The organism is Aquimarina litoralis (assembly GCF_039523995.1).
Classification (GTDB): domain Bacteria; phylum Bacteroidota; class Bacteroidia; order Flavobacteriales; family Flavobacteriaceae; genus Aquimarina; species Aquimarina litoralis.
Map to the genome: position 1 here is coordinate 320,439 of NZ_BAAAGE010000003.1, position 23,678 is coordinate 344,116.

25 protein-coding genes are annotated in these 23,678 nt (G+C 33.2%); 11 read left to right on the plus strand and 14 right to left on the minus strand.

From position 1 onward, the window contains the following. Positions 1-18: 18 nt before the first annotated feature. Entirely contained in the window at positions 19-3,189 is a 3,171-nt protein-coding gene (locus ABD077_RS15850) for a T9SS type A sorting domain-containing protein (RefSeq protein ID WP_343913226.1), read from the minus strand. Positions 3,190-3,651: 462 nt separating this feature from the next. Here ABD077_RS15850 and ABD077_RS15855 point away from each other — a divergent pair, with 462 nt between their 5' ends. The 6 genes from ABD077_RS15855 to ABD077_RS15880 all read left to right on the plus strand — a co-directional run bounded on the left by ABD077_RS15855 (position 3,652) and on the right by ABD077_RS15880 (position 9,988). Then, complete coding sequence (locus ABD077_RS15855; protein WP_343913227.1) at positions 3,652-4,221, plus strand: hypothetical protein; 570 nt, start codon at positions 3,652-3,654, stop codon at positions 4,219-4,221. A gap of 218 nt (positions 4,222-4,439) precedes the next feature. Next, on the plus strand, positions 4,440-4,703 hold the full coding sequence (locus ABD077_RS15860) for a hypothetical protein (RefSeq protein WP_343913228.1): 264 nt from the start codon (positions 4,440-4,442) through the stop codon (positions 4,701-4,703). Between the two features lie 125 nt (positions 4,704-4,828). Beyond that, positions 4,829-6,343, plus strand: a complete 1,515-nt coding sequence (locus ABD077_RS15865) for an SGNH/GDSL hydrolase family protein (protein WP_343913229.1) — start codon at positions 4,829-4,831, stop codon at positions 6,341-6,343. Beyond that, positions 6,330-7,610, plus strand: a complete 1,281-nt coding sequence (locus ABD077_RS15870) for a GDSL-type esterase/lipase family protein (RefSeq protein ID WP_343913230.1) — start codon at positions 6,330-6,332, stop codon at positions 7,608-7,610. Before ABD077_RS15865 ends, ABD077_RS15870 begins: the two co-directional genes overlap by 14 nt. Beyond that, positions 7,603-9,261: an MBOAT family O-acyltransferase gene (locus ABD077_RS15875; RefSeq protein ID WP_343913231.1), complete on the plus strand. Its 1,659-nt coding sequence runs from the start codon at positions 7,603-7,605 to the stop codon at positions 9,259-9,261. The genes ABD077_RS15870 and ABD077_RS15875 overlap by 8 nt, the downstream gene beginning before the upstream one ends. 73 nt (positions 9,262-9,334) lie before the next feature. Continuing rightward, a complete protein-coding gene (locus tag ABD077_RS15880) occupies positions 9,335-9,988 on the plus strand; it encodes a uracil-DNA glycosylase family protein (RefSeq protein WP_343913232.1) in 654 nt (217 codons plus the stop codon). A gap of 7 nt (positions 9,989-9,995) precedes the next feature. Here the strand turns inward: ABD077_RS15880 and ABD077_RS15885 are convergent, their stop codons facing one another. Continuing rightward, complete coding sequence (locus tag ABD077_RS15885) at positions 9,996-10,577, minus strand: DUF1287 domain-containing protein (RefSeq protein ID WP_343913233.1); 582 nt, start codon at positions 10,575-10,577, stop codon at positions 9,996-9,998. A gap of 214 nt (positions 10,578-10,791) precedes the next feature. Here ABD077_RS15885 and ABD077_RS15890 point away from each other — a divergent pair, with 214 nt between their 5' ends. After that, the gene (locus ABD077_RS15890) at positions 10,792-12,060 is read left to right on the plus strand and encodes a hypothetical protein (RefSeq protein WP_343913234.1); all 1,269 of its coding nucleotides are present in this window, start codon (positions 10,792-10,794) and stop codon (positions 12,058-12,060) included. Positions 12,061-12,065: 5 nt separating this feature from the next. On the opposite strand, the gene ABD077_RS15895 is transcribed toward ABD077_RS15890, so the two are convergent. The 12 genes from ABD077_RS15895 to ABD077_RS15950 form a co-directional block, all read right to left on the minus strand. Beyond that, entirely contained in the window at positions 12,066-12,326 is a 261-nt protein-coding gene (locus tag ABD077_RS15895) for a DUF6576 domain-containing protein (protein ID WP_343913235.1), read from the minus strand. A gap of 97 nt (positions 12,327-12,423) precedes the next feature. Further along, the gene (gene trpA, locus ABD077_RS15900) at positions 12,424-13,185 is read right to left on the minus strand and encodes a tryptophan synthase subunit alpha (protein WP_343913236.1); all 762 of its coding nucleotides are present in this window, start codon (positions 13,183-13,185) and stop codon (positions 12,424-12,426) included. A gap of 160 nt (positions 13,186-13,345) precedes the next feature. Continuing rightward, positions 13,346-13,624 carry a GIY-YIG nuclease family protein gene (locus ABD077_RS15905; RefSeq protein ID WP_343913237.1) on the minus strand — a complete coding sequence of 93 codons (279 nt, stop codon included), beginning with the start codon at positions 13,622-13,624 and terminating at the stop codon, positions 13,346-13,348. 162 nt (positions 13,625-13,786) lie between these two features. Next, on the minus strand, positions 13,787-14,968 hold the full coding sequence (gene trpB / locus ABD077_RS15910) for a tryptophan synthase subunit beta (protein ID WP_219010584.1): 1,182 nt from the start codon (positions 14,966-14,968) through the stop codon (positions 13,787-13,789). A 150-nt stretch (positions 14,969-15,118) separates the two neighbouring features. Continuing rightward, positions 15,119-15,799 (minus strand): phosphoribosylanthranilate isomerase, encoded by a 681-nt coding sequence (locus ABD077_RS15915; RefSeq protein ID WP_343913238.1) that lies wholly within the window; start codon positions 15,797-15,799, stop codon positions 15,119-15,121. Further along, positions 15,796-16,581 (minus strand): indole-3-glycerol phosphate synthase TrpC, encoded by a 786-nt coding sequence (gene trpC / locus ABD077_RS15920; RefSeq protein ID WP_343913239.1) that lies wholly within the window; start codon positions 16,579-16,581, stop codon positions 15,796-15,798. Before trpC ends, ABD077_RS15915 begins: the two co-directional genes overlap by 4 nt. Positions 16,582-16,673: 92 nt before the next feature. Then, entirely contained in the window at positions 16,674-17,036 is a 363-nt protein-coding gene (locus tag ABD077_RS15925) for a four helix bundle protein (RefSeq protein WP_299606429.1), read from the minus strand. 28 nt (positions 17,037-17,064) lie between these two features. After that, on the minus strand, positions 17,065-18,057 hold the full coding sequence (gene trpD, locus ABD077_RS15930; protein ID WP_343913240.1) for an anthranilate phosphoribosyltransferase: 993 nt from the start codon (positions 18,055-18,057) through the stop codon (positions 17,065-17,067). A 41-nt stretch (positions 18,058-18,098) separates the two neighbouring features. Further along, positions 18,099-18,668 carry an anthranilate synthase component II gene (locus ABD077_RS15935; RefSeq protein WP_343913241.1) on the minus strand — a complete coding sequence of 190 codons (570 nt, stop codon included), beginning with the start codon at positions 18,666-18,668 and terminating at the stop codon, positions 18,099-18,101. 26 nt (positions 18,669-18,694) lie between these two features. After that, positions 18,695-20,092, minus strand: coding sequence for an anthranilate synthase component I family protein (locus ABD077_RS15940; RefSeq protein WP_343913243.1), 1,398 nt, complete (start codon positions 20,090-20,092; stop codon positions 18,695-18,697). A 228-nt stretch (positions 20,093-20,320) separates the two neighbouring features. Then, positions 20,321-20,887, minus strand: coding sequence for a YceI family protein (locus ABD077_RS15945; RefSeq protein ID WP_343913245.1), 567 nt, complete (start codon positions 20,885-20,887; stop codon positions 20,321-20,323). 41 nt (positions 20,888-20,928) lie between these two features. Further along, positions 20,929-21,381: a MarR family winged helix-turn-helix transcriptional regulator gene (locus ABD077_RS15950; protein ID WP_343913246.1), complete on the minus strand. Its 453-nt coding sequence runs from the start codon at positions 21,379-21,381 to the stop codon at positions 20,929-20,931. Between the two features lie 218 nt (positions 21,382-21,599). On the opposite strand from ABD077_RS15950, the gene ABD077_RS15955 reads away from it, so the two are divergent. The 4 genes from ABD077_RS15955 (at position 21,600) to ABD077_RS15970 (ending at position 23,639) form a co-directional block, all read left to right on the plus strand. Further along, complete coding sequence (locus ABD077_RS15955; protein ID WP_343913247.1) at positions 21,600-22,121, plus strand: TlpA family protein disulfide reductase; 522 nt, start codon at positions 21,600-21,602, stop codon at positions 22,119-22,121. Between the two features lie 48 nt (positions 22,122-22,169). Further along, positions 22,170-22,796: a thioredoxin family protein gene (locus ABD077_RS15960; RefSeq protein WP_343913248.1), complete on the plus strand. Its 627-nt coding sequence runs from the start codon at positions 22,170-22,172 to the stop codon at positions 22,794-22,796. Between the two features lie 114 nt (positions 22,797-22,910). After that, positions 22,911-23,225, plus strand: a complete 315-nt coding sequence (locus ABD077_RS15965) for a rhodanese-like domain-containing protein (RefSeq protein WP_299606447.1) — start codon at positions 22,911-22,913, stop codon at positions 23,223-23,225. Positions 23,226-23,240: 15 nt separating this feature from the next. After that, positions 23,241-23,639, plus strand: a complete 399-nt coding sequence (locus ABD077_RS15970) for a rhodanese-like domain-containing protein (protein WP_343913249.1) — start codon at positions 23,241-23,243, stop codon at positions 23,637-23,639. Positions 23,640-23,678: the final 39 nt, after the last annotated feature.

A 23,678-nucleotide genomic window follows, 5' to 3' on the forward strand; every position in this document is an offset into this window, starting at 1 on the left:
TTTAGCTAAAGATGGATGCTAATCTTTTATAATCTGTTTTATTGTATTTCCTTTTTCTCCTTCAATATTCATAAAATATATTCCAGAATTTAATTCAGAGATATCAAATATGGTATTACGAGTTTCGAATACTTTTTTACCTGTGATATCGTATATCTCCGCTTTTTTTATGGTAATAGAAATGTTTAAAGGTCCTGAAGTTGGGATTGGGTATACTTGTAATTTATCAATAATCAATTCTTCATCTTCATTACCAAGACTTGCTACCAAATAACAAGAAGATCTCTGAGTACATCCATCTAATGTAATATCCACTGCATAATTTCCATCTTGTGTTGCTGTAAAAGATTGATTCGTCTCACCTGATAAAGGAGTGTTGTTATCACAATTAATCCATTGATAGGTAGCACCGGATGTAGTTGCAGTTAAAGTTGGACTAAGAGAATCATCTACGGAAGCATCAGGTAATTCAAACACCTCTACACTATCAGAAGCAGTATCGGTACATCCATTTGCATTGGTGAAGCTATAGGTAATATTTTGATTTCCTGTTCCTGCGGTAGTAGGATTAAATGAATAAGTGGTTCCATTACCGTCATCAGTTACTCCATTACCTGAATACGTTCCTCCACTAGGAGTTCCACCACCTAATCCTGTTTGTATTCCTGTATCGATACATAGATCAGAAGGAGCTGTAAAGGATACTGTTGGTAATTCAAACACCTCTACAATATCAGAAGCAGTATCAGTACATCCATTTGTATTGGTGAAGCTATAGGTAATATTTTGATTTCCTGTTCCTGCGGTAGTAGGATTAAATGAATAAGTGGTTCCATTACCGTCATCAGTTACTCCATTACCGGAATATGTTCCTCCACTAGGAGTTCCACCACCTAGTCCTGTTTGTATTCCAGCATCAACACATAAATCAGCAGGAGCTGTAAAGGATACTGTTGGTAATTCAAACACCTCTACAATATCAGAAGCAGTATCAGTACATCCATTTGTATTGGTGAAGCTATAGGTAATATTTTGATTTCCTGTTCCTGCGGTAGTAGGATTAAATGAATAAGTGGTTCCATTACCGTCATCAGTTACTCCATTACCGGAATATGTTCCTCCACTAGGAGCCCCACCACCCAATCCTGTTTGTATTCCAGCATCGATACATAAATCAGCAGGAGCTGTAAAGGATACTGTTGGCAGATCAAATACTTCTACACTATCAGAAGCAGTATCAGTACATCCATTTGCATTGGTAAAGCTATAAGTAATATTTTGATTTCCCGTTCCTGCGGTAGTAGGGTTAAATGAATAAGAGGTTCCATTACCGTCATCAGTTACTCCATTACCGGAATATGTTCCTCCACTAGGAGTTCCACCACCCAATCCTGTTTGTATTCCAGCATCGATACATAGATCAGCAGGAGCAATAAAGGATACTGTAGGCAGATCAAATACTTCTACACTATCAGAAGCAGTATCAGTACATCCATTTACATTGGTAAAGCTATAAGTAATATTTTGATTTCCCGTTCCTGCGGTAGTAGGATTAAATGAATAAGAGGTTCCATTACCGTCATCAGTTACTCCATTACCGGAATATGTTCCTCCACTAGGAGTTCCACCACCTAGTCCTGTTTGTATTCCAGCATCGATACATAAATCAGCAGGAGCAATAAAGGATACTGTTGGTAATTCAAACACCTCTACACTATCAGAAGCAGTATCAGTACATCCATTTGCATTGGTAAAGCTATAAGTAATATTTTGATTTCCTGTTCCTGCGGTAGTAGGATTAAATGAATAAGAGGTTCCATTACCGTCATCAGTTACTCCATTACCGGAATATGTTCCTCCACTAGGAGTTCCACCACCCAATCCTGTTTGTATTCCAGCATCGATACATAGATCAGCAGGAGCAATAAAGGATACTGTAGGCAGATCAAATACTTCTACACTATCAGAAGCAGTATCAGTACATCCATTTGCATTGGTAAAGCTATAAGTAATATTTTGATTTCCCGTTCCTGCGGTAGTAGGATTAAATGAATAAGAGGTTCCATTACCGTCATCAGTTACTCCATTACCGGAATATGTTCCTCCACTAGGAGTTCCACCACCTAGTCCTGTTTGTATTCCAGCATCAACACATAAATCAGCAGGAGCTGTAAAGGATACTATTGGTAATTCAAATACTTCTATAGAATCGTTTGCACTAGAACTGCAGGTTCCTGAACTGGTATATGTTATACTATGTGTTCCTATTCCTGCGGTAGTAGGATTAAAAGAATAGGTAGTTCCGTTTCCATCATCAGTTACACCGTTCCCAGAATATGTTCCTCCACTAGGAGTTCCGCCACCTAATCCTGTTAGTATACCTGCATCAATACAAATGTCTGCAGGAGCATTAAAAGTAACGATATCGTCTGGAGTAACAACAACATTAGTATTTCCACAAGCACCAGGTACAACACATAAACCACCTTCACCTCTTACAAAATATGTAGTATTCGCTGCAGATGGTGTTACTATAAAAGTTGATGAGGTGGTTGTTCCTATCTCGGTTCCACCACAAGATCCTGTATAAACATGCCATTCTGTGGCATCATTAAGATTTCCATTGATCGTTAAAGTTGTAGATTCACCATTGCAAATTGTTGTAGGACTATAGGTTACCATTGGGACATCTGGATCGGTACAAGGAATGGCAGTAAGATTTACTAGAAATAGTAAATCAGTAGCATCTGATAAAGCACTTCCGCCAGAAAATCTTTGGCCATCAGTGTAATCTGGAGTAGATTCATTGTCATATGCGATAAGACCTGATCCATTCGAAATATCGAATGTATACTTTTCACCGGATATTAATACTATGTTTTGAGAGGAGAAATCAAGCATAGAATAATCAGTAGATGATAAAAAAGGACTTGTGGATTGATTGGTTAATGTTCCTAGAACCGTTCCGCTATAACCTTCTCCCTCATAAATAGTAACATCCACTAAGTCACTTGTAAAGGTTAGAATCCCGATAGAACTTAAAATCCCGTTACAAGAAGCTGTAAAACTTTGTCCTACTTGACCAGAAGTCGCATTTATCAATTGGTCATCATCGTTTTCCGTAGAACACTGGCTATGAGCATGATGTAATATGAATAATAATAAGAAAAAGAATATGTTTTTTTTCACTTTAAAAATATTTAGGGCATACCTCTTTTAGAGTTGTCAACACCTTGTTTAAAAGTTATTAACAATACGAATTAAGGGCTATGTTCTTTAAAAGCACTTACTCTTATGACTCTGAGATTGTTAAATGTTTACGGTGTAAATATAGATAATTATTTTTTGTTGATAACTTTAACCTTTTGGAGTTTCGTTTTAAAACGTTGTTTTGGATACTAAAAAGTGATTTTTAGTTGGTTCGTAATGTCTCTTAAATTAATTTTTAAAGCCTTCAAAATGTTAGTTAGAAATACCTGAGTTTTCTATTTTTGCGGCATGCCGTATTTCTTAATTATAGCGTTGCAGATTTTTTGTATTTATCACGTAGTTAAAAATAGACGAGAGTATTATTGGTACTTTCTAATTTTGTTTCTACCTGTAATAGGTAGTGTCATCTATTTGATTACTCAAGTTTTTAATAAGAAAGATTTGGATAAAGTACAAAATGAATTTGTAAATGTAATCAATCCAACAAAAAAGGTTAATGACCTTAGAAAACAGGTAGAATTTGCAGATACTTTTCAGAATCGAATAAATCTCGGTGATGCATTATATGAAATGGGGGATTATAGGGGCGGTATTGGAGAATATGAAATAGCTTTAAAAGGTAATTATGCATCAGATCTAGGAGTAGTTAAAAAGCTATTGGAAGGGTATTATCGAACAAATGAATATCAAAAAGTTATTTTTTGCGCTGAGTATGTCTCCGAAAGATCTGATTTTAAGGGGTCTAGAAGTCAATTTTTATACGGTTTAGCACTAGAGGAGGAAGGGAGATCTGAAGAAGCAGAGAAGAATCTTAAACCAATAGATCAACGTTATTCTAATTATGAGGAGCGTTATATATTGGCTAAATTCCTTTTGGAAAAAGGAAAAGATACGGATGCAAAGGAAATCTTATCTGAAATTATTTTAGAATCTCAGCATATGTCAAAACCGAATCGTAATAGATATCGTGGAGTGATAAATGAGGTAAAAAAAATGATTAAATCAATTTAGATATATTATAAGGATCATTTATTAGGTAAAGACTGATATTAAGATCATGTTATATTATTTTTTTAGTTGATATTTCCCCCATATTTATTTGTGTTTATCTTAAAAATAAGTTTACTTAGTGCTGAGAACAAAGGATTTATGTTGTATCCTTATTTTCTTTTTTAACTCAAGGTTGTCTAAAAGCAACCAAAGTAAACATTAATTTTAACTCATAAGTTATGATCAAAACACTCTTAAACCTTAACGGGGTAGAAAAAATCAGTAGAGAAGACCAAAAATCTATTAAAGCAGGTGGTTCCAGAGGAACTTGTTATCCTTTCTTTCATTTAGGAAGTTGTCGATTCGACTGTAGTTGTCCTAATACTACAGCTAGACAACCTTCAGGGGCAAGTCAATATTGTCTATTAAACTATCCAGCTATTATCTTTAACGCTCGTCAGTGTGGAGGAGGATCTGGTGGAGGTGGTCCAGTTTACGCTTAATTCAAATCAAGATATCATAAAAAGCTGTAATGGAAACATTATGGCTTTTTATGATTACCTTACAAATACCTTTGCATTTCATAAAAACTTTCTATTTTTACAGAAATCAAAGTCCCCCGAGAGTCTTGAAAATCAAACCTATTCAAATATCCCTGTTCTTAATACTCATATTGGGTGGATTGTTTGGACTAATGTTTTTAAGTCAAAAAGGAGGAATCCAAAAAGAACAGATTCAAGAAGACGGGTTTTCTTTTGAAGGTTTATCCTTAAAATATCCTACCTACAAAACATTTTTAGCTTTAGAAAAAGACTCTTCTCTTACCAAAGAAGATATACTAAAAGTAACTGAGATCGTTACTCCTGTAGCTGACGAAGGAGACTTAGAAGAAAACATTTCTCCTGAAATTGTTGCTAAAAAAGATAGTATTCAGCGTCCTGATTTTTCTAAAATAGATACTACTCAGATTGAAAGGATTCAGTACCCTGCCAGCAATCCTGATTTTGCTAAAGAATTACAAACTAAACTTTCTTCGAGATCTTGTCGAATCATTCATTATGGAGATTCACAAATTGAAGGAGACCGGATAACGGGATACATCAGGAATAGATTACAAGGAATGTATGGTGGTAGCGGACCAGGTTTTATTCCGGTTAAACCTGTTTATAATCAAATTGCAGCCATTGTAAAACCAAGTGAGAATTGGTATAGGTATGCCAGGTTTGATCCTACACAAGAGAAGTTTAAGCATCGTAAATACGGAGCTTATATGTCTGTATCAAGATTTACAAAGCATCTTGAAAAGCTTCCGGATAGTATTGTGTTAGATTCCATGCCAATTGTAAAAGCATCTGTTGTGATTGGTAAATCTAAGAAAGCTTATGCTAAATTTAGAAGGTTTACGAATATTGGCTTACACTATGGAAACTGTAACTACCCAATAAAAATTTCAGTATACAATAATGATAAGCTAATTCAACAAGATAGTTTGAAAGCGGATGGTAAGTATCATAAATATAGAATCAAGACCAATACTACTCCAAGTAATTTAAAAATTGAATTGGAAGGTAAGATAAGTGCAGATTTTTATGGACTTACATTGGACGGAGGCTCAAAAGTACAAATGGATAATGTAGCTATGCGAGGTTCTTCCGGAACCATTTTTTCTAGTACAAATGCTTCTGCATATGGACAAATGGCAAGAAACTTAAATCCCAAAATCATAATTATGCAGTATGGAGGGAATACAATGCCATACCTTAAAGATTCTACAAAAGTGGATAGCTATGCAAAATCCATGGTAAATCAGATTAATTGGTTAAGACGTAGGACAAAGAATGCTAGTTTTATATTTATAGGTCCTACAGATATGTGCCTTCCTGTTAATGGTAAAATGGAAACTTATCCATTATTACCTTATCTGAATGAAAAACTCATACAGACTTGTTCGGAGAATAATGTTGCCTATTGGAGTATGTATGATGCAATGGGAGGAAAGGGATCTATGCCTTTTTGGGTAGAAGAGAAGTTAACTGCTAATGACTACATGCATTTTACATGGAAAGGAACTAAAATTATTTCCGAATTATTTTTTACCGCTTTGTATCTAGATCTTAAAGAAGAACTGAATGATGAAACATAAAATAGTATGTTTTTATGTGTTTTTATGTAGTTCCTTGGTCTTGGGACAGGATTACACTTTGGATACCATTCAGAATAGATATTCCTTTATCAATTGGAAAGCCAATCAGATTAAGTTTGTAGAAAACGCTCCTTCGTTTGCGAAGCTATTTCGAAAACTAGATACCATTGCTAAAGGAAAAGAAGAAAATGTTCATATTTTTCATATCGGAGGCTCTCATATTCAAGCAGATATTTATTCCAATAGATTAAGGACATATTTACAACATATGAGTCCTACTGCCAAAGGACAAAGGGGGTTTATTTTTCCATATAAAATAGCGCATACCAACAATCCAAGTAACTATAATGTAGAGTATGACGGAAACTGGACTGGATACCGTTGTTCCATCAAAAAAGATAGTGTGGCTTGGGGAATGTCTGGTGTAACAGCAGTCTTCAAGGATTCTGTTGCTAATATTAAAATAAAGGCGAATCATAGAGGGTATGATGCGCAACAATATGATTTTAATAGGATTCGAATCTTCTATGATAACTGGAGTGAGGATTATGAAATTCACTTTAAAGAAGAAGGTTTAATAGCAGACACCAAAGTAAACAAAGAAGCTCATTTTGTAGAGTACGTACTGACGCAAACACTAGAAGAATTAGAGTTTTGCGTGCAAAGAATAGGAAATCCAGAAAACCCAGAGTTTTTAATGATGGGGATGGAGCTTATGAATGATAATCCTGGAGTACAGTACACAACAATTGGAGTTAATGGTGCTAGTTTTAGCTATTATGATCGCTGTAAGTTCTTTAATGATCAGTTGATGTTGTATACTCCTGATTTATTTATTGTTTCGGTCGGAACTAATGATGCTTACCATCCAGATTTTGATCCAGAAGAATATACGATGTATTACGAGAATCTTATTTTGAACGTACAAAAAGCCAATCCTGATTGTGCTGTTTTGTTAACTGTGCCTAATGATTCTTATTACAAAAGGAAATATCCAAATCCTAGAACAAGGGTAATGCAAAAAATTATCTATAAATTGGCCGAGAAACATAAAATGGCTGTTTGGGATTTTTATGAAATAATGGGAGGATTTAATTCTTCCAGAGATTGGTATCAGCATAAACTGATGCCAAAAGACAGAATACATTTTACACAATTGGGATATAGAATTAAAGCAGATTTATTATTACAGGCTCTTACTAATTCATGGGAAAAAGAATTACAGTTAGCTCCTAATTCTGTTTTGAATCAAATTATTAATGAATAGATTAGTAGATATTTTTTCTTTTTCGGAGGATTTTCCTTTGATATTTACACAAGCAGATTTCTGGATTTTCTTTGCAGTGATCTATTTCCTGTATGCAATTATTTACAGTAAAAAGAATTTACGAAGTGCTTATTTGTTTGCGATAAGCTTACTTTTTTATTACAAAACCAGTGGTTTGTTTATTGGTATTTTGCTTTTTAGTACTGTAAATGATTTCTTTTTAGGAAAGGCTATATATCACAGTAAATCAATTATAGTTAAAAAACTACTGGTAGCGGTTAGTGTAATTATTAATCTTAGTACCCTTTGTTATTTTAAGTATGCGTATTTCTTTACAGAATCCTATAATACCCTTTTTAATACAGACTATGAGGTAATTAATTATTTAGCACAATTTGCTAATTCATGGGCGAATGCAGATTATTTTACCGTGGATACTATCATTTTACCAGTAGGAATCTCTTTTTACACCTTCCAAACGATTAGTTACAGTGTAGACATATACAGAAAACAAATAGAACCTTTGAAATCGATCATTGATTTTGGATTTTTTGTAAGTTTCTTTCCTCAGTTAGTGGCGGGACCAATCGTTAGAGCTGCAGATTTTGTTCCTCAAATCAGAAAGGAAATTTCAATTACTAAAGAAGAATTTGGTAATGCAACTTTTATGATCCTAAAAGGATTGATTAAAAAGATGTTGTTTGCGGATTTTATTGCCATGAATTTTATGGATCGGGTGTTTGATGTACCGGATATGTTTTCTGGATTTACAAATATCATGGCAATGATCGGATATTCTTTGCAGATTTATGGAGATTTTTCTGGTTACACAGATATTGCTATTGGATTGGCTTTACTAATGGGGTATAAATTGCCTGTTAATTTTAACTCTCCTTATAAGGCTATTCATTGTGGGGATTTTTGGAGGCGCTGGCATATATCCTTATCAAGTTGGTTGAAAGACTATTTATATATTCCTATAGGAGGAAATCGTAATGGAAGTATTTTTTCTTACGTTTTTATCATTGTATTTACCTTTTTAGGAGCTTTTGCATTTGCGGATTTTGGGGTTGCTATTATTTCCACAGCCTTCATAGGTTTTTTATTAATCATAACAGTGTTTTCTTCTAAAGTAGCATGGCATTTTAATAGGAATGTAAATATCATGATTACAATGTTGGTTGGAGGCCTGTGGCATGGTGCTTCTTGGAAATTTGTTATTTGGGGAGGTCTTAATGGTATTGGAATTGTAACCTATAAATATTGGCGTAAAATTAGCCCGTATGAGAATTCTACAGCTTGGTATGCGTTATTGTGGAGAATTGCATTAACATTTGCATTTATAACTTTTACTAGAATTTACTTTAGAGGAAATAGTATGGATCATATAGATCGTTTCTATCAGGCAGTAATGACCAATATGGATTGGGGGAACGCTCTAGCGGTATTATGGGAGTATAGATTGGTTTTTATCGTAATGCTCATAGGATATATTACCCATTGGTTACCCTATAAAACAAAAGATTGGATATTAGACCAGTTTGTAAAAAGTAATATTGTTATCAAAGGTCTTATTGCTACAATCGTAGCAATCATATGTTATCAAACTTATGCAGCCGATTTTCAACCGTTTATTTATTTTCAGTTTTAATTTTAATTTTAAAGTACGATTTAAAAGTTGTCAAAAAAGAACTTCATTTCCATCAGCATAAAATTATGTAAGCGTGTTTCATCATATTCATCCATACGAGCCATTTTTTCCCAAAGATGCTACTAAATTGATAGTAGGGACATTGCCACCACCGAGATTTACAACAGGAGAATTAAATGAAAGAGATGTTGATTTCTGTTATGGAAGTAGTAATGGATTGTTATGGCCTGTACTAGATAAGATTTTTGATCTAAATTTAAAATTTGAAACGACTCATGAAGCTGCAGAACAGCGTAGAAACTTTTTGACTTCAAGAGGTATAGGAGTTTGTGATATTGTGGGTAGCTGTGTTCGTGAAAAAGTAGACGCTTCGGATTTAGGAATGAAAAATCCAAAACTGAGAGATATTGTGTCTTATTTAAAACAGTATCCCAAAATAGAGATGCTTATATTTACAGGAGGTAACAGTAAAAATGGACCAGAATATTTTTTTAGAAAACATTTGAAAGATTATAACCTTAGGTTAGAGGTAATATCTAACGAAGTTCCTAGAATTCATAGGTTTCAGTTAGATAATCATTTTATAAAGACTGTTTCATTAACAGCTCCTTCAGGTACTGCAAATCGCGCCATCGGTAGCCTACAGCTTTATAAAGACTTAAAAAGTAATGACCCAAAATTTAATACTATTGATTTTCGAGTGATGCAATATCGTGAGTTCTTTTAAGATAATATTATTTTTGATAGCAATAATGCCCAATAATAGTATAATCAAATAAACAATCAGCTAGTACTTGTCCATCGCCAATGTTATGTACGATGAGATAACGTTTTTGGTCACTGGATTTTTTATCTACAACCAAGCCGATATGCGTGAGTCCGCCACCTAAACTCCAACAAACGATATCTCCAGGAAGGTAATCCTCGGATTTATTGGAAATGGATTTTACGGTACCAAATCTGGAAAAAAACCTCATAAGATTAGGAACTCTTCTATGATCTATATTTTTATCGGTTTTAGATAATCCCCAGTTTTTTGGATAGATGCTAAAATTTGATTTCATATCCTCGTGCACCTCTTTTTGTAGGTCGATTCCTAGTTTACGATAAGCTCTTATAACTACATCGGTGCATACGCCTTTATCACTAGGTACATCGCCATTAGGATAGGAAATGGAGAAATAAGAAGGGTCGTACGTAACTTTTTGTTCTGTTAATGTTAAGGTAGCATCAGATAACTTTTTGTAAAAATCTTCTTGGCCTGTTATGATATTACATAACGTACAAGTGATTAAGAATAGAATAAGTTTATGCATGAAATATTATTTTGAGTTTATTAACGTTATTAATGTTTTATTATTAAGAAAAATCTTGCATTATCAAAGATTAATTCTTTTTTTTGAGGCCAGATTAAAAATAAATGAATTGTTTCAAAATACAAACAAACATTTATTTTCGTCCCCCTAGTCTGCATCTGAAATAATACCTCTTAGCGAAGGTGACTAAAAGTAGTTACTAGGATATTTCGTTATGAGAATTCATCATTTATTTGTTTTTATATTTCTGCTAGCAGGCTATTCCTATGGGCAACAGCTTGACATAGATTTTTCTAGGAATGGTTTGTTAGTATTTAAAGAACTTGGATCAGAATCATCTCATATCATTGATTTCGATGTCGTTGCCGAAAGCAAGATTAATGTCTTATACGAGGCAGACTCCAAAAAGCATTTGGTTCGTTTATATAAAAACGGTAAGAAGGATACTGATTTTTCAGCTAGAACAGGTAGTTTTAATAATGAATATACAATACCTGTAGCAATTGATTCTAAAGAAGACGGAAGTGTATTGGTGCTATCTAATTTTTGGAATGGTCATAGCTGGATGGTTTCCGTAAATGAGTTTTATGAAGATGGAATGATGAATATTGGTTTTGGTAGTAGCGGATTCTATAAAAAGAATATTATGGATAATTTTGATGATAATTATGGTCAATATATCCATGCTTCTTCTACAGACGAAATAATTGTTGTGGCCAAGGTGCAGCATTTTAATATTAATACTGCTGCTAAAAAAGAAAAGATTGGGATTCTTAAGCTTTCGGGTGTTGGGGAGACATTATCAGCTGGGTTATATGATGATCATGATTTTACGCTCAATTGTTCTGCAATGGATAATGATCAATTGTTATTAGCATATTCTGAATCTATAGATGGTGGACAAGAACAAGCCACCTATTTGGCGAGTCTAGATAGTGATCAGATGGCTTATAATAAGTTAGATTGTATTACTATCGAAGAGAATTATCAATCCTTTGATCAAATTATACTATGTAATGAAAAGTTATATACCTCTCAAATGGAAGATGATTCGGAAGGTGTATATCATATTCGTAAATACGATGTAGATGGTACCCCTGATACCTCATTTTATGATAGCGGAAAGATGAGCTACAGTGCGGATATTTATAACACTAATTTTGTTGTAAATAAAAAAGGAGAAGTGTTTATTATTTCCACAAGCTTGGATAATGAACTTGAAATACTTATCAAAAAATTATTAGATACCGGTGAAGTAGATCCTAGCTATGGTATAAATGGTGAAACTTCGATCTATCTTAAGTATCCTATTTTTGATTTAGGAAAGATGCATTTAGATGATAAAGATGAATTGTATATCTCTGGTTCTATGCGAATTGATGGAGGATCTTATGGTTTTATATCAAAACTTAAACTTAATATTCAGCAATTAAAAAGAGAGAAATTAGAAAAATTCTTAGATAACTTATTCAAAAAAGAATAGCAAAGCTATTTAGATAGCTCTTCTAATCGTTCTCTCTCTGTTTTACTTAGTTTATCAATACCTTGATCATTTATTTTTTCTAATAAATCATTGAGCTCTTTTTCCTTTTCAACTTTGCTAACGTTATATCGATCATCTACATCTAATAAGCCTTCTGGTTTTTTCTGAATATCTTTTTTAAAAGCTAAAAATCCTGGTTTAAACCATTTAATGAATATGAAAATCAAAATAATGGCGATTATTAGTGGTATAGATATAAAACTCATCAGTTATGATGTTGTTATAAAAGTTCTTGGATTTGTCTCAATGTATTTAGGATTAAAAATATAGAAAAATATAGTATGTTATAAGTTTTGTACCATATTATCGTATTTGCTTAATAAAATCTTCCACCGCATCAGCGCCATTTTGGGTTAGATGTTTAATAAAAGCAGATCCAATAATGGCACCTTTTGCTGTTTTAGTAGCTTGTAAAAAGGTTTCATTATTACTAATTCCAAATCCTACTATTTGTGGATTTTTTAATTGAAGCCCTTCGATTCTTTCAAAATATTCTTGTTGTACATTACCAAAAGTGTTTTTTGCACCTGTAGTACTTGCAGAACTTACCATATAAATAAACCCATTAGAAACACTATCTATAAAACGAATACGTTCTTCAGAAGTTTGTGGAGTAATAAGAAATACATTGATTAATCCATATTTTTCAAAGATTTCTTGATATTGTTCATGATACTCAGCAACGGGTAAATCTGGAATGATTAAACCATCAATTCCTATTTCCTGGCATTTTGCGCAGAATGCCTCTACACCATATTGCATCATTGGATTAAAATATCCCATGATGATTAACGGAATGGAAACAGTTTCTCGAATATCTTCTAACTGTTCGAAAAGTAATTTGGTGGTCATTCCATTTTTTAAAGCTTCTGTAGAGCTTTCTTGGATGGTTGGACCGTCTGCTAAAGGATCACTAAAAGGCAATCCAATTTCAATCATATCTACACCACTTTTTTCTAAATCTTGAATGATTTTTTTTGTGTCATGTAATGATGGGTGTCCTGCAGTAAAGTATATAGATAATAGCTTTTTGTCTTGTGCTAAAGCTGTGTTTATTCTGTTCATGTTTTTTAATATTGAGTATTTAGTATAAAGTGTTGAGTAAAAATGACTTTGATATTAAATACAAACTGTTAATTTTCTTAGATGGTTTATCTTTATTTTGTCATCCCAGCGTAGGCTGGGATCTATTCTGTATATTTAATTATACCAATCGGAAGCCAAATCATTCCAAGAAAGATTGTCTTCTGCTTATAAGATTAATTTTCCATTGTCTTTTCCAAGTTTTTAATCTTTTTTCTCTTATAATAGCATCATTTACATACTGATGAGTTTCAAAGTAAACCAATGTATTCAGGTTATACTTCTTTGTAAAGCCGTAAATCAATTTGTTTTTATGCTCAAAAACTCTTCTTTCAAGATTGTTAGTCATCCCTATATAAAGTGTTCCGTTTTTCTTGTTTGAAAGAATATATACAGCATATTGATGTTCTGGTTTTAGCATTTTGTTTTAGTATGGATTCCAGCTTACGCTGGAATGACAATTTCTTAATTTTCTTATATAGTTATATTATTTTATTGAGTATTAAACTATAAAATATGGAAGAAACGAAGTATTCCAGACATTAGAATTTTCAAACTAACGACTAAATACTCATTGCTAATTTTACAATTTAAAATAATCGATATACGTGTTTAGATCTTTATCACCTCTTCCGGATAAACTAATTACTACAATATCGTCTGGTTTGAATTTTTTATCGTTAAAAATCGCTAAGGCATGTGATGTTTCAATAGCCGGAATTATTCCTTCTAACTGAGATAATTCTAAACCAGCGGTCATTGCATCATCATCGGTTACCGAAAAGAACTCTCCACGTCCTGATTTGTACAAATGCGAATGTAATGGCCCAACTCCTGGATAATCCAATCCTGCAGAAATAGAATAAGGTTCGGTGATTTGTCCATCAGGAGTTTGCATTAGTAAGGTTTTACATCCATGAATGATTCCTTCTTTACCTAATTGCGAAGTTGCAGCACTTTCGCCACTGTTCACTCCTTTTCCTGCAGCTTCTACCGCTATGATACCAACACTCGGTTCATCCAGGAAATGATAGTAAGTTCCGGCAGCATTACTTCCTCCTCCAATACAGGCTACAACATAATCTGGATTTTCTCTACCTTCTTTTTCTTTTAACTGCCATTTGATTTCTTCAGAAATAATAGACTGAAAACGAGTTACCATATCAGGGTAGGGATGAGGTCCAATAGCAGAACCTATAATATAGTGGGTGTCTACTGGATTATTAATCCAATCTCTAATAGCTTCGTTAGTAGCGTCTTTTAAAGTTTTACTACCTGATTTTGCTGGTCGCACTTCTGCACCTAACATTTTCATGCGTGCTACATTCGGAGCTTGACGTTTGATATCAATTTCTCCCATATATACGATACACTCGATACCCATCAAAGCACAAACAGTTGCTGTAGCTACACCATGTTGTCCGGCTCCTGTTTCTGCAATAATTCTGTTCTTACCTAATTTTTTGGCAACAAGGATCTGACCAATCGTATTATTTACCTTATGTGCTCCTGTATGATTCAGGTCTTCGCGTTTAAGGTACACTTTGGTATTATGTTTTTCCGAAAGTCGTTTCGCATAATACAAAGGTGATGGTCTACCCACATAATCGCGTAATAGTTGATCGAACTCTTCTTTAAAAGAAGGTTCGTTCATAATGTCTAAATACGTAGATCGTAATTCTTCTACATTTGGATATAGCATTTCTGGGATGTATGCTCCACCAAAATCTCCGTAATATCCTTTTTCATTTACTTGATAGCTCATTTTATTTTTTGTTTTTATGTTTTAGGCGTGACCTTCGCTCTTCTTAGGTCGGGCTATCCGTTGCAATTCCTCGTTTTATTTTTCCCTGTTTATACTTCGACAAGCTCAGTATGACAATCAGAGAAAAACAAATCTCCGGGATTTACACTGCTATCCCTCACGCATTCTATTTAATTCTTCTTTAAAAATCTTTAATTCCTCAATGTTTTTCAATCCTGGTGCTGTTTCAAATTTACTATTTACATCAATGGCATAAATAGGTAAATCTGTTTTTAGAATTTCTTTTACTTTTTCAACCTCATCTAATCCAATACCACCACTTAAAATAAAAGGTGTTTTGGATGGATAGTTGTTTAAAACACTCCAGTCAAATGTATATCCATTGCCTCCTTTTTCTTTGCCTTTGGTGTCAAAAAGGAAATACTCTACAATACCTTCATAAGGTTGTAGTATTTCAAAATCAAATTGATCTTTGATTGAGAAAACTTTCCATACTTCGAAATTATAAGGCTCAAAACCAACTTCAATTCCATTTTCGACAATCGGTAATGACAATTCCACTTCTTTTAGTGCTTTGCAGTATTCTGGACTTTCATTGCCATGAAGTTGTATAGCTTTTAATCCATATTTAGCTATTTTTAAAACAACTTGGTTTAAAGGCTCGTCTACAAAAACTCCTGTTTTTTTTATTTCAGTAGGTAACTTTGGAATTTTTCCATCAAAATTTCTGGGTGATTTTTCATAGAAAATAAAGCCCAAATAGTCTGGCTGTAATGCAGCAACTGCTGACATATTTTCCTGATATTTCATTCCGCAGACTTTTAACTTCATGATTGCAATGCTTTTAAGAATTCTATAGCACTCTGACCTGGATTTTCTGTTTTCATAAAGTTTTCACCAATAAGAAAACCTTTGTAATCATATTGCTGTAAATCTTTGATAGCTTCGATACTACTAATACCACTTTCTGAAACTTTTACAAAATCATCAGGAATATGTTTGCTAAGTTCTTTGCTTACATCCGTACTAACTTCAAAAGTTTTAAGGTTACGATTATTAACTCCAAGCATATCTAGAGAAGGCATGATAGATTTTTCTAATTCTTCTAAATTATGCACTTCTAATAATACATCTAGTGATAATTTTTTAGCAAATTCAGAAAGTGATTTTATTTCATCTCTCGATAGTACTGCAGCGATTAATAAGATGACATCTGCGCCATATGCTTTGGCTTCTAGTAACTGATATTCATCAATAATAAACTCTTTACGTAATAAAGGCATCGATGCGGACGCTCTTGCAAGTATTAAATCATCTAAAGATCCTCCAAAATATTTTCCATCCGTAAGTACTGACATTCCACATACGCCAGCGGTTTCATATCCAATAGCCACGTCTTGTACACTAACCTTTTGATTAATGACAGCTTTTGAAGGCGATCTACGTTTATGTTCTGCAATAATTCCAGTATCACTGTTGAGTAGAGCCTCAGCAAGCGAGTTTCCTTGTCTATTAAATAATACTGAATTTTCTAGTTGTTGAACTGGTATGATACTTTTTCTAAGTTCAACTTCTTTGTGTTTATCGGCAACTATTTTATCTAGTATGTTCATTGTGTTGTTGATAGTTGATCGTTTTTGGTTAATAGTTTTTTGTTGATGGTTGATAGTTAATTGTTACTGGTTAATAGTTATCGATTGATAGGTCATTTATTTTTTAAAGTCTCATAATAGTTAATAAAACCATTTAATAACTTTTTGCAACTTATGATTTGATCCAATATTTCCTGATGTGATTTTTCAGTACAATATTCTTGATCTAATGCAAGATATAATTGTGTTTCTAATTCATATAATGATCCTCTTGAAATATGAAAAAAATGAATACTATCTTTTGGAGTTTTTCTTCCACAACCTTCTGCTATATTTGAAGGTATCGAAATTGCACATCTTCTCATTTGATTAGTTAGACCATAAGTCTCGTCTTTTGGGAATAGTTTGGTCATTTTATAAATAGTATTCACTAATAGTCTAGTTTCTTTCCACACTTTTAATTCTGTATATTCCATTTATAAACTATCAACTATTAACCAATAACTAACAACTTAACTCCTGTACTTTTTTTAAGGCTGTTAATCCTTTTCCTGACAGCAACGATTCTTTTGCTTTTTCGAAGCCTTCTTTAGGTCGTAATCCTTCTACAGTGGCGATTGCCATACCAGCATTGGCGCAAACTACATCATTCTGTGCTTGGGTACCCTTACCACTTAAAATGTTCATGAAAATAGCAGCAGATTCCTCAATGGAATCGCCCCCAACAATATCTTCCATTTGTAAAGCTTTTACCCCGAAATCTTCTGGAGTAAGCATTCCTTCGGTATTATTAGAAATTGTTTTAGTACTTCCAGTAAGTGAAATTTCGTCATATCCATCTAGTGCATGAATAATGGTAAAGTTTTTATCTGTATTTTGATATAGATATCCGTACATTCTTGCCAGTTCAAGGTTAAAAACTCCAACGATTTGATTCTTTGGAAATGCCGGGTTAACCATTGGTCCTAACATATTAAAGAACGTTTTTACTCCCAATTCTCTTCGTATCGGAGCTACATTTTTCATGGCAGGATGAAATAAGGGAGCGTGTAGTACACAAATTCCAGCTTCATCGATACTTCTTTTCAAAAAGTCTTTGTCATTACTAAACTTAATTCCTAGATGTTCCATCACATTGGAGCTACCACATTTTGAAGAAACTCCATAATTACCATGTTTAGTAACTTTGATTCCTGCACCTGCAGAAACAAAAGAGGACAGTGTAGAAATATTAAAAGTGTCTTTTCCATCACCTCCAGTACCACATAGATCTATAGGGTTATATTCGCTAAGATCTATTGCGATACATAGTTCTAATAGTGCATCTCTAAAACCTTCTAATTCTTCTACAGTAATGCTACGCATCATATACACAGTAAGGAAAGATGCAATTTGACTTTGATTATAAGCTCCTTGAGAGATATTTACAAGAACTTGTTTAGCTTCTTCTTTAGTGATTGTTTCGTGATTGATTAATCTATTTAGTAATGCTTTCATTGTGTGTTTTGATTTTGTACTTCTTTTTTTTGTGTCAGATACTAATTATTAATCCAATTTTCTAACATCTTTTTTCCATCGGGAGTAAGCACTGATTCTGGATGAAATTGAACACCTCTAACGTCTAATTCTTTATGTCGGATAGACATAATTTGTCCATTTTCGTCAAACGAAGTAGCTTCTAGGCAAGAAGGTAGGTCTTCATCCGATACTACCCAAGAATGATATCTACCAACATCAAAAGAGTCATTGAGTCCTTCAAAAATCACTTCGTCAGATACCGTAAGTTTTACTTTTGTAGCGACCCCATGATATACATCATCTAGATTAATAAGACTTCCTCCAAAAACTTCTCCAATTGCTTGTTGTCCGAGACATACTCCAAAAATACTTTTCGAATCCGCATAGGTTTTAATGATGTCCTTTAGCAACCCAGCTTCATCTGGAATACCAGGACCTGGAGATAGTAATATCTTATCAAAAGCAGCTACTTCCTCGATATGTAGTTGGTCATTTCGTTTTACTACCACCTTGCAACCTAGATCTTCTAAATAATGAACTAGGTTATACACGAATGAGTCGTAGTTATCTATTACTAATACTTTTTTCATTTTTTAAGTAAGAGTTTGTAAGCTCTTTATATTTCTTCAGCAAGTTTTAATGCTTTGGTTAATGCTCCTAGTTTATTATATACTTCTTGTAGTTCGTTTTCTTCGTTGGATTCGTTTACCAACCCCGCACCCGCTTGCCAATGTAATGTGTGATTTTTACTCAAAAATGTACGAATCATAATAGCGTGATTAAAGTTTCCGGAGAAATCCATGAATCCAATAGCGCCTCCGTAAAAGTCTCTGTTCACGGTTTCATATTTTTCGATAAGTTGCATTGCCATATGTTTTGGTGCGCCACTTAAAGTCCCTGCAGGAAAGGTATCTGCAACTACTTGCATCGTTGTGGTATCTTTGTGTTTTTTACCGGTAACTTTACTAACTAAATGGATCACATGAGAGTAAAATTGTACTTCTCTATAGGTCTCAACTGTTACCTCACTCCCGTTACGGCTTAAATCATTTCGTGCTAAATCTACCAGCATTACATGTTCTGCATTTTCCTTTTCGTCAGAAGAAAGTTTTTTTGCTAGTTCAGCATCTTGCTCGTCATTACCAGTTCGTTTAAATGTTCCGGCAATAGGATGTATCTCGGCAATTTCGTCTTTTACCACTAATTGTGCTTCTGGAGAGCTTCCAAAAATTTTAAAATCACCATAGTCAAAGTAGAATAGGTATGGAGATGGGTTGATACTTCTTAATGCTCGATAAACATTAAATTCATCTCCTTTAAATTTTTGAGAAAAACGTTTCGACAATACTAATTGAAAAACATCTCCTCGTTGGCAATGTTTTTTAGCCAGCGCTACATGTTCCTTATATTGCTCATCATCCAGATTAGAAGTGGTTTCATCAACAGTACTAAAGTTGTAGGAAGCGAAGTTTTTTACATTTAAAAGAGATTCTATTTCTGCAATATTACTTTCTGATTCATAACAATGTGCAAAGATGTAGGCTTCATTATTAAAATGATTAATAGCAATAATATTTTGATAAACCGTGTATTGCATATCCGGTATGTCTAAAGCACCTTCTTTTTTTGTAATACTGATATTCTCAAAATAGCGAACGGCATCATAAGCGATATATCCGAATAATCCATTATTAATGAATTTAAAATCGCTTTTAGAAGTTTTGAATTGCTGTCCGAAATTTTCAATAACCAAAGGGATGTTTGTTTCTTCTGTAATAGCGGTTTCTATATGGGTTTTATCGGGGAAAGATTGATAGATGGTTTCGTTTTCTATTTTGATGTTAGCAATTGGATTACAACAGATATAGGAAAAACTATTTTCATTTCCTCTGTAATCACTACTTTCCAAAAGCAAACTGTTAGGAAATCGATCTCTGATTTTTAGATAAACGCTTACCGGTGTTATGGTATCAGCCAGAATTTGTTTGAAATGTGTGGTTAATGTATAACTCATTTTAAATTTTGATATTTATATTTTAGAATACCCTTTGATTATGCCAATAAAAAAAGGCTTGTCGTGATTTGACAAGCCTTTGATATGTTTACTTAACTATATGACAGGAGCTATCTCACGACGTTTTCGTTATAAGACAACCACCACCAAGTATTTGTTAAGATTAAATTCATTTTCTATTTAATTGGTTCAAATATATAAATTAATTATAATTCAAAAAATAAAAAATTACATTTTTAAGTTTACTGCTAATTCGAACTCATCGTTAATAGCCTTGTCTCCTAAGTTATCAAAGAAACTACCAGATCCATATTTAATATCATATTTAGTTCTATCTATGCTAAGTGTAGTACTTGCAGAGCTTCCTTTTACAGCAAGATCAAAGGTTATCGGATTGGTTTTTCCTTTGATAGTAAGGTCACCAGCTATTTTATATCCATTTGCTATTTTTGTCGCTTTTTTAATAACTAATTTGGCTGTCGCGTAATTGTTTACTCCAAAAAAGTCATCAGAACTTAAATGACCTTCAAGTTTTTCTTTTCCTTTTCCAGCTTCGAGATCTGTTACCTGAATAGAAGTCATGTCTACTAAAAACTCTCCTCCTGATAATTGCTTGTTTTCGAAACTTAGAAATCCACTTGAGAAATTAAGGGTTCCTGTGTGTTTACCAGTGATCTTTTTTCCTGTCCATTCTATAGTGCTTTCAGCAACATTGATCTTTTTTTGTTGCGCAATTGAAGATGCTGTAATAAATACAATAGATGCGAAAATTACTAATTTAAGTTTGGTTTTCATGATTTTGAAATATTAGTGATTATTAAATTGTGATTACTTGTTTAACTTCTTAGTTTGTTTAATAATGTATTAAAGGTAATTAATTCTTGTTCTGTAAGATTAGAAGTGATGTTTTGTTCTAACCCTTCTACAGCAATACTAGTTTGATCTAAAAAACTAATACCAAGAGGTGTAATAGTGATCTCTACCTTTCTTCTGTTTGATGTGCAGGTAGTTCTATTTACGTAACCTTTAGATATCAATTTGTCGACTAGTCTGGTTGTGTTACTCATTTTACTTACCATGCGTTCTTGAATTGTCGATAGATTAGATGGTTTTCCTTTCTGTCCTTTCAGGATTCGTAAAACATTAAATTGTTGGATAGAGATATCAAATGGTTTTAAAACTGCATGAATCTGATCATTAATAATACTATTCGTGTAAAATAAATTGATCACTGCTTTTTTTGATAGCGGTAAGGATTCATTTGTCTTTATGATATCTTCAATTTTCATTTGTATATACAATTATTGTCTATACAAATGTATGAGTTTTACCTTTTAAGAAAATTAAAAGAGATACTAATTCTTTGTTAAAATTATTATGAATACAATGGTAAATATTATTATTGTCAACTTAACTTAAGTTCTAGAATCCTAAAATTATCTATATGAATTATTTAAACCTTGTTAATTTCCTTTTAGGTAATGACACGTTTTAATATTTTAGTATAATGCGAAAATTGATCTTATATATAGGATTAGCGGTATTCTTATCGAATTGTAAAGGAGAACAACAGATAGCTATTGAGGCTTCTAATGTTTTTTCTGACAAAGGGGTAGAGATACCTGTGTACGATTTTGAAAACTTCGAACATCTTCTGAATATTAATGATGGGAAAACCCGTGTCATTAATTTTTGGGCAACGTGGTGTAAACCTTGTGTAGCTGAGCTTCCTTATTTCGAGCTTATTAATAGTAGATATCCTAATAAAGAGGTAGAAGTAATACTAGTAAGTTTAGATTTACCTAATCATGTAGAGTCTAAACTGATTCCTTTCGTTAAAAAACAACGCATACAAAGTAAAATAGTATTATTGGATGATCCAGATGCTAATACCTGGATTCCTAAAGTAAATGAAAATTGGTCAGGTTCTATCCCTGCAACCATAATATATAAAGGTAATACTTCAAATTTTTATGAACGCTCTTTTACGTATGACGAATTAGAGAGAGAACTTAAAAAAATATTATGATAATATTTTTGGGCTTGGATATCAGAAAAACTTAATAACACAAACAAAATGAAAACTTTAAAAATTTTAGTGGTAGTAGTCCTAGTAATAGCAGTAAGTGCATTTGCTATTGATAAAGTTAATGTAAATGAAGCGGATAAAGGCTATGCAATAGGTGATACTGCTACGGATTTTAAATTAAAAAATATTGATGATAAGATGGTTTCTTTAGAGGATTATAAAGATGCCAAAGGGTTTATCGTTATTTTTACGTGTAACCATTGTCCTTATTCTGTTGCTTATGAAGATAGAATTATCGAGTTAGATAAGAAATTCAAGACAAAAGGATATCCTGTTATCGCTATCAATCCTAATAATCCTAAAGCTTATCCAACAGATAGTTTTGACGAAATGAAGGTACGCGCAAAAGAAAAAGGATTTACATTTCCTTACTTATTTGACGATGGTCAAAAGATCTATCCACAATATGGAGCTACGAAAACACCCCATGTTTATATCTTAGAAAAAACAGGAACTGGTAATTTAGTGCGTTATATTGGTGCGATTGATAACAATTATAAAGATGCTGCAGCGGCAGATGAAAAGTATGTCGAAGATGCAGTAAATGCTTTGCTAAAGGGAGAAAAAATTCCTGTAGAAACTACCAAAGCAATTGGTTGTAGCATTAAAGCTTAATTAGGGAAAAGCCGATATAATTGCGATTAATATTCTCGTAGAATTCATCTTGGTGACTTATATTTGTAAAGAATTACTAATCTTTACGTACAATTAAATAAACGAAACTATACAATGGCCGAAGATATAACTCAAGATCAATGGGAAGATCTTATTGCTAAAGACGATAATGCAGTAATTTTGGATGTTAGAACCGAAGAAGAAGTAGAAGATGGTTTTATTCCAAATATGCTAAATATAGACATAAGAAAAGGGCAAGGTTTTTTGGATGAGATCGAAAAATTGGACAAATCAAAAAATTATTATGTCTACTGCAGATCTGGAGGTCGTAGCGCTCAGGCGTGTACGCTAATGAATCAAATGGGATTCGAAACTACATATAACTTACTTGGCGGGTTTATGAATTGGGATGGTGAAGTTGCTGAATAAAAATCACTCATACGTATGAAAATTAAAACAATAGCCACCGCATTGATCTTTTCGATATTACTTATTAATTGTAAAGATCAAAATAAGGATACAGCAATAGTAGAGCTTATAACCGTAGAGGAAATGGATTCCTTGTTAGAAATGGAGAAAGTGCAGCTAGTGGATGTAAGAACTCCTCAGGAATATGCTGATGGACATATCGAAGGTGCTATTAATATTGATTTTACCGATGAGAATTTTGAAACTTTATTATCCGAAGTTGATAAGTCTAAACCTGTAGCTGTATATTGTGGTCGTGGAGGTAGAAGTGGTAAATGTTCGGCTTATATGAAAAAGGCAGGATTTACTAAGATCTATGACCTCGACGGTGGTATTACCGAATGGAAATATAAAGGAAAACCTGTTACAAAATAACAAATAGAAAATAGAAAAAGGTTGCTAATTTTAGCAACC

Coding starts and splice junctions, on each gene's coding strand:
- ABD077_RS15860 (WP_343913228.1), top strand. CDS start 4,440: ATGATCAAAACACTCTTAAACCTTAACGGGGTAGAAAAAATCAGTAGA.
- ABD077_RS15870 (WP_343913230.1), top strand. CDS start 6,330: ATGATGAAACATAAAATAGTATGTTTTTATGTGTTTTTATGTAGTTCC.
- ABD077_RS15875 (WP_343913231.1), top strand. CDS start 7,603: ATGAATAGATTAGTAGATATTTTTTCTTTTTCGGAGGATTTTCCTTTG.
- ABD077_RS15885 (WP_343913233.1), bottom strand. CDS start 10,577: ATGCATAAACTTATTCTATTCTTAATCACTTGTACGTTATGTAATATC.
- ABD077_RS15890 (WP_343913234.1), top strand. CDS start 10,792: ATGAGAATTCATCATTTATTTGTTTTTATATTTCTGCTAGCAGGCTAT.
- ABD077_RS15895 (WP_343913235.1), bottom strand. CDS start 12,326: ATGAGTTTTATATCTATACCACTAATAATCGCCATTATTTTGATTTTC.
- trpA (WP_343913236.1), bottom strand. CDS start 13,185: ATGAACAGAATAAACACAGCTTTAGCACAAGACAAAAAGCTATTATCT.
- ABD077_RS15905 (WP_343913237.1), bottom strand. CDS start 13,624: ATGCTAAAACCAGAACATCAATATGCTGTATATATTCTTTCAAACAAG.
- trpB (WP_219010584.1), bottom strand. CDS start 14,968: ATGAGCTATCAAGTAAATGAAAAAGGATATTACGGAGATTTTGGTGGA.
- ABD077_RS15915 (WP_343913238.1), bottom strand. CDS start 15,799: ATGAAGTTAAAAGTCTGCGGAATGAAATATCAGGAAAATATGTCAGCA.
- trpC (WP_343913239.1), bottom strand. CDS start 16,581: ATGAACATACTAGATAAAATAGTTGCCGATAAACACAAAGAAGTTGAA.
- ABD077_RS15925 (WP_299606429.1), bottom strand. CDS start 17,036: ATGGAATATACAGAATTAAAAGTGTGGAAAGAAACTAGACTATTAGTG.
- trpD (WP_343913240.1), bottom strand. CDS start 18,057: ATGAAAGCATTACTAAATAGATTAATCAATCACGAAACAATCACTAAA.
- ABD077_RS15935 (WP_343913241.1), bottom strand. CDS start 18,668: ATGAAAAAAGTATTAGTAATAGATAACTACGACTCATTCGTGTATAAC.
- ABD077_RS15940 (WP_343913243.1), bottom strand. CDS start 20,092: ATGAGTTATACATTAACCACACATTTCAAACAAATTCTGGCTGATACC.
- ABD077_RS15945 (WP_343913245.1), bottom strand. CDS start 20,887: ATGAAAACCAAACTTAAATTAGTAATTTTCGCATCTATTGTATTTATT.
- ABD077_RS15950 (WP_343913246.1), bottom strand. CDS start 21,381: ATGAAAATTGAAGATATCATAAAGACAAATGAATCCTTACCGCTATCA.
- ABD077_RS15955 (WP_343913247.1), top strand. CDS start 21,600: ATGCGAAAATTGATCTTATATATAGGATTAGCGGTATTCTTATCGAAT.
- ABD077_RS15960 (WP_343913248.1), top strand. CDS start 22,170: ATGAAAACTTTAAAAATTTTAGTGGTAGTAGTCCTAGTAATAGCAGTA.
- ABD077_RS15965 (WP_299606447.1), top strand. CDS start 22,911: ATGGCCGAAGATATAACTCAAGATCAATGGGAAGATCTTATTGCTAAA.
- ABD077_RS15970 (WP_343913249.1), top strand. CDS start 23,241: ATGAAAATTAAAACAATAGCCACCGCATTGATCTTTTCGATATTACTT.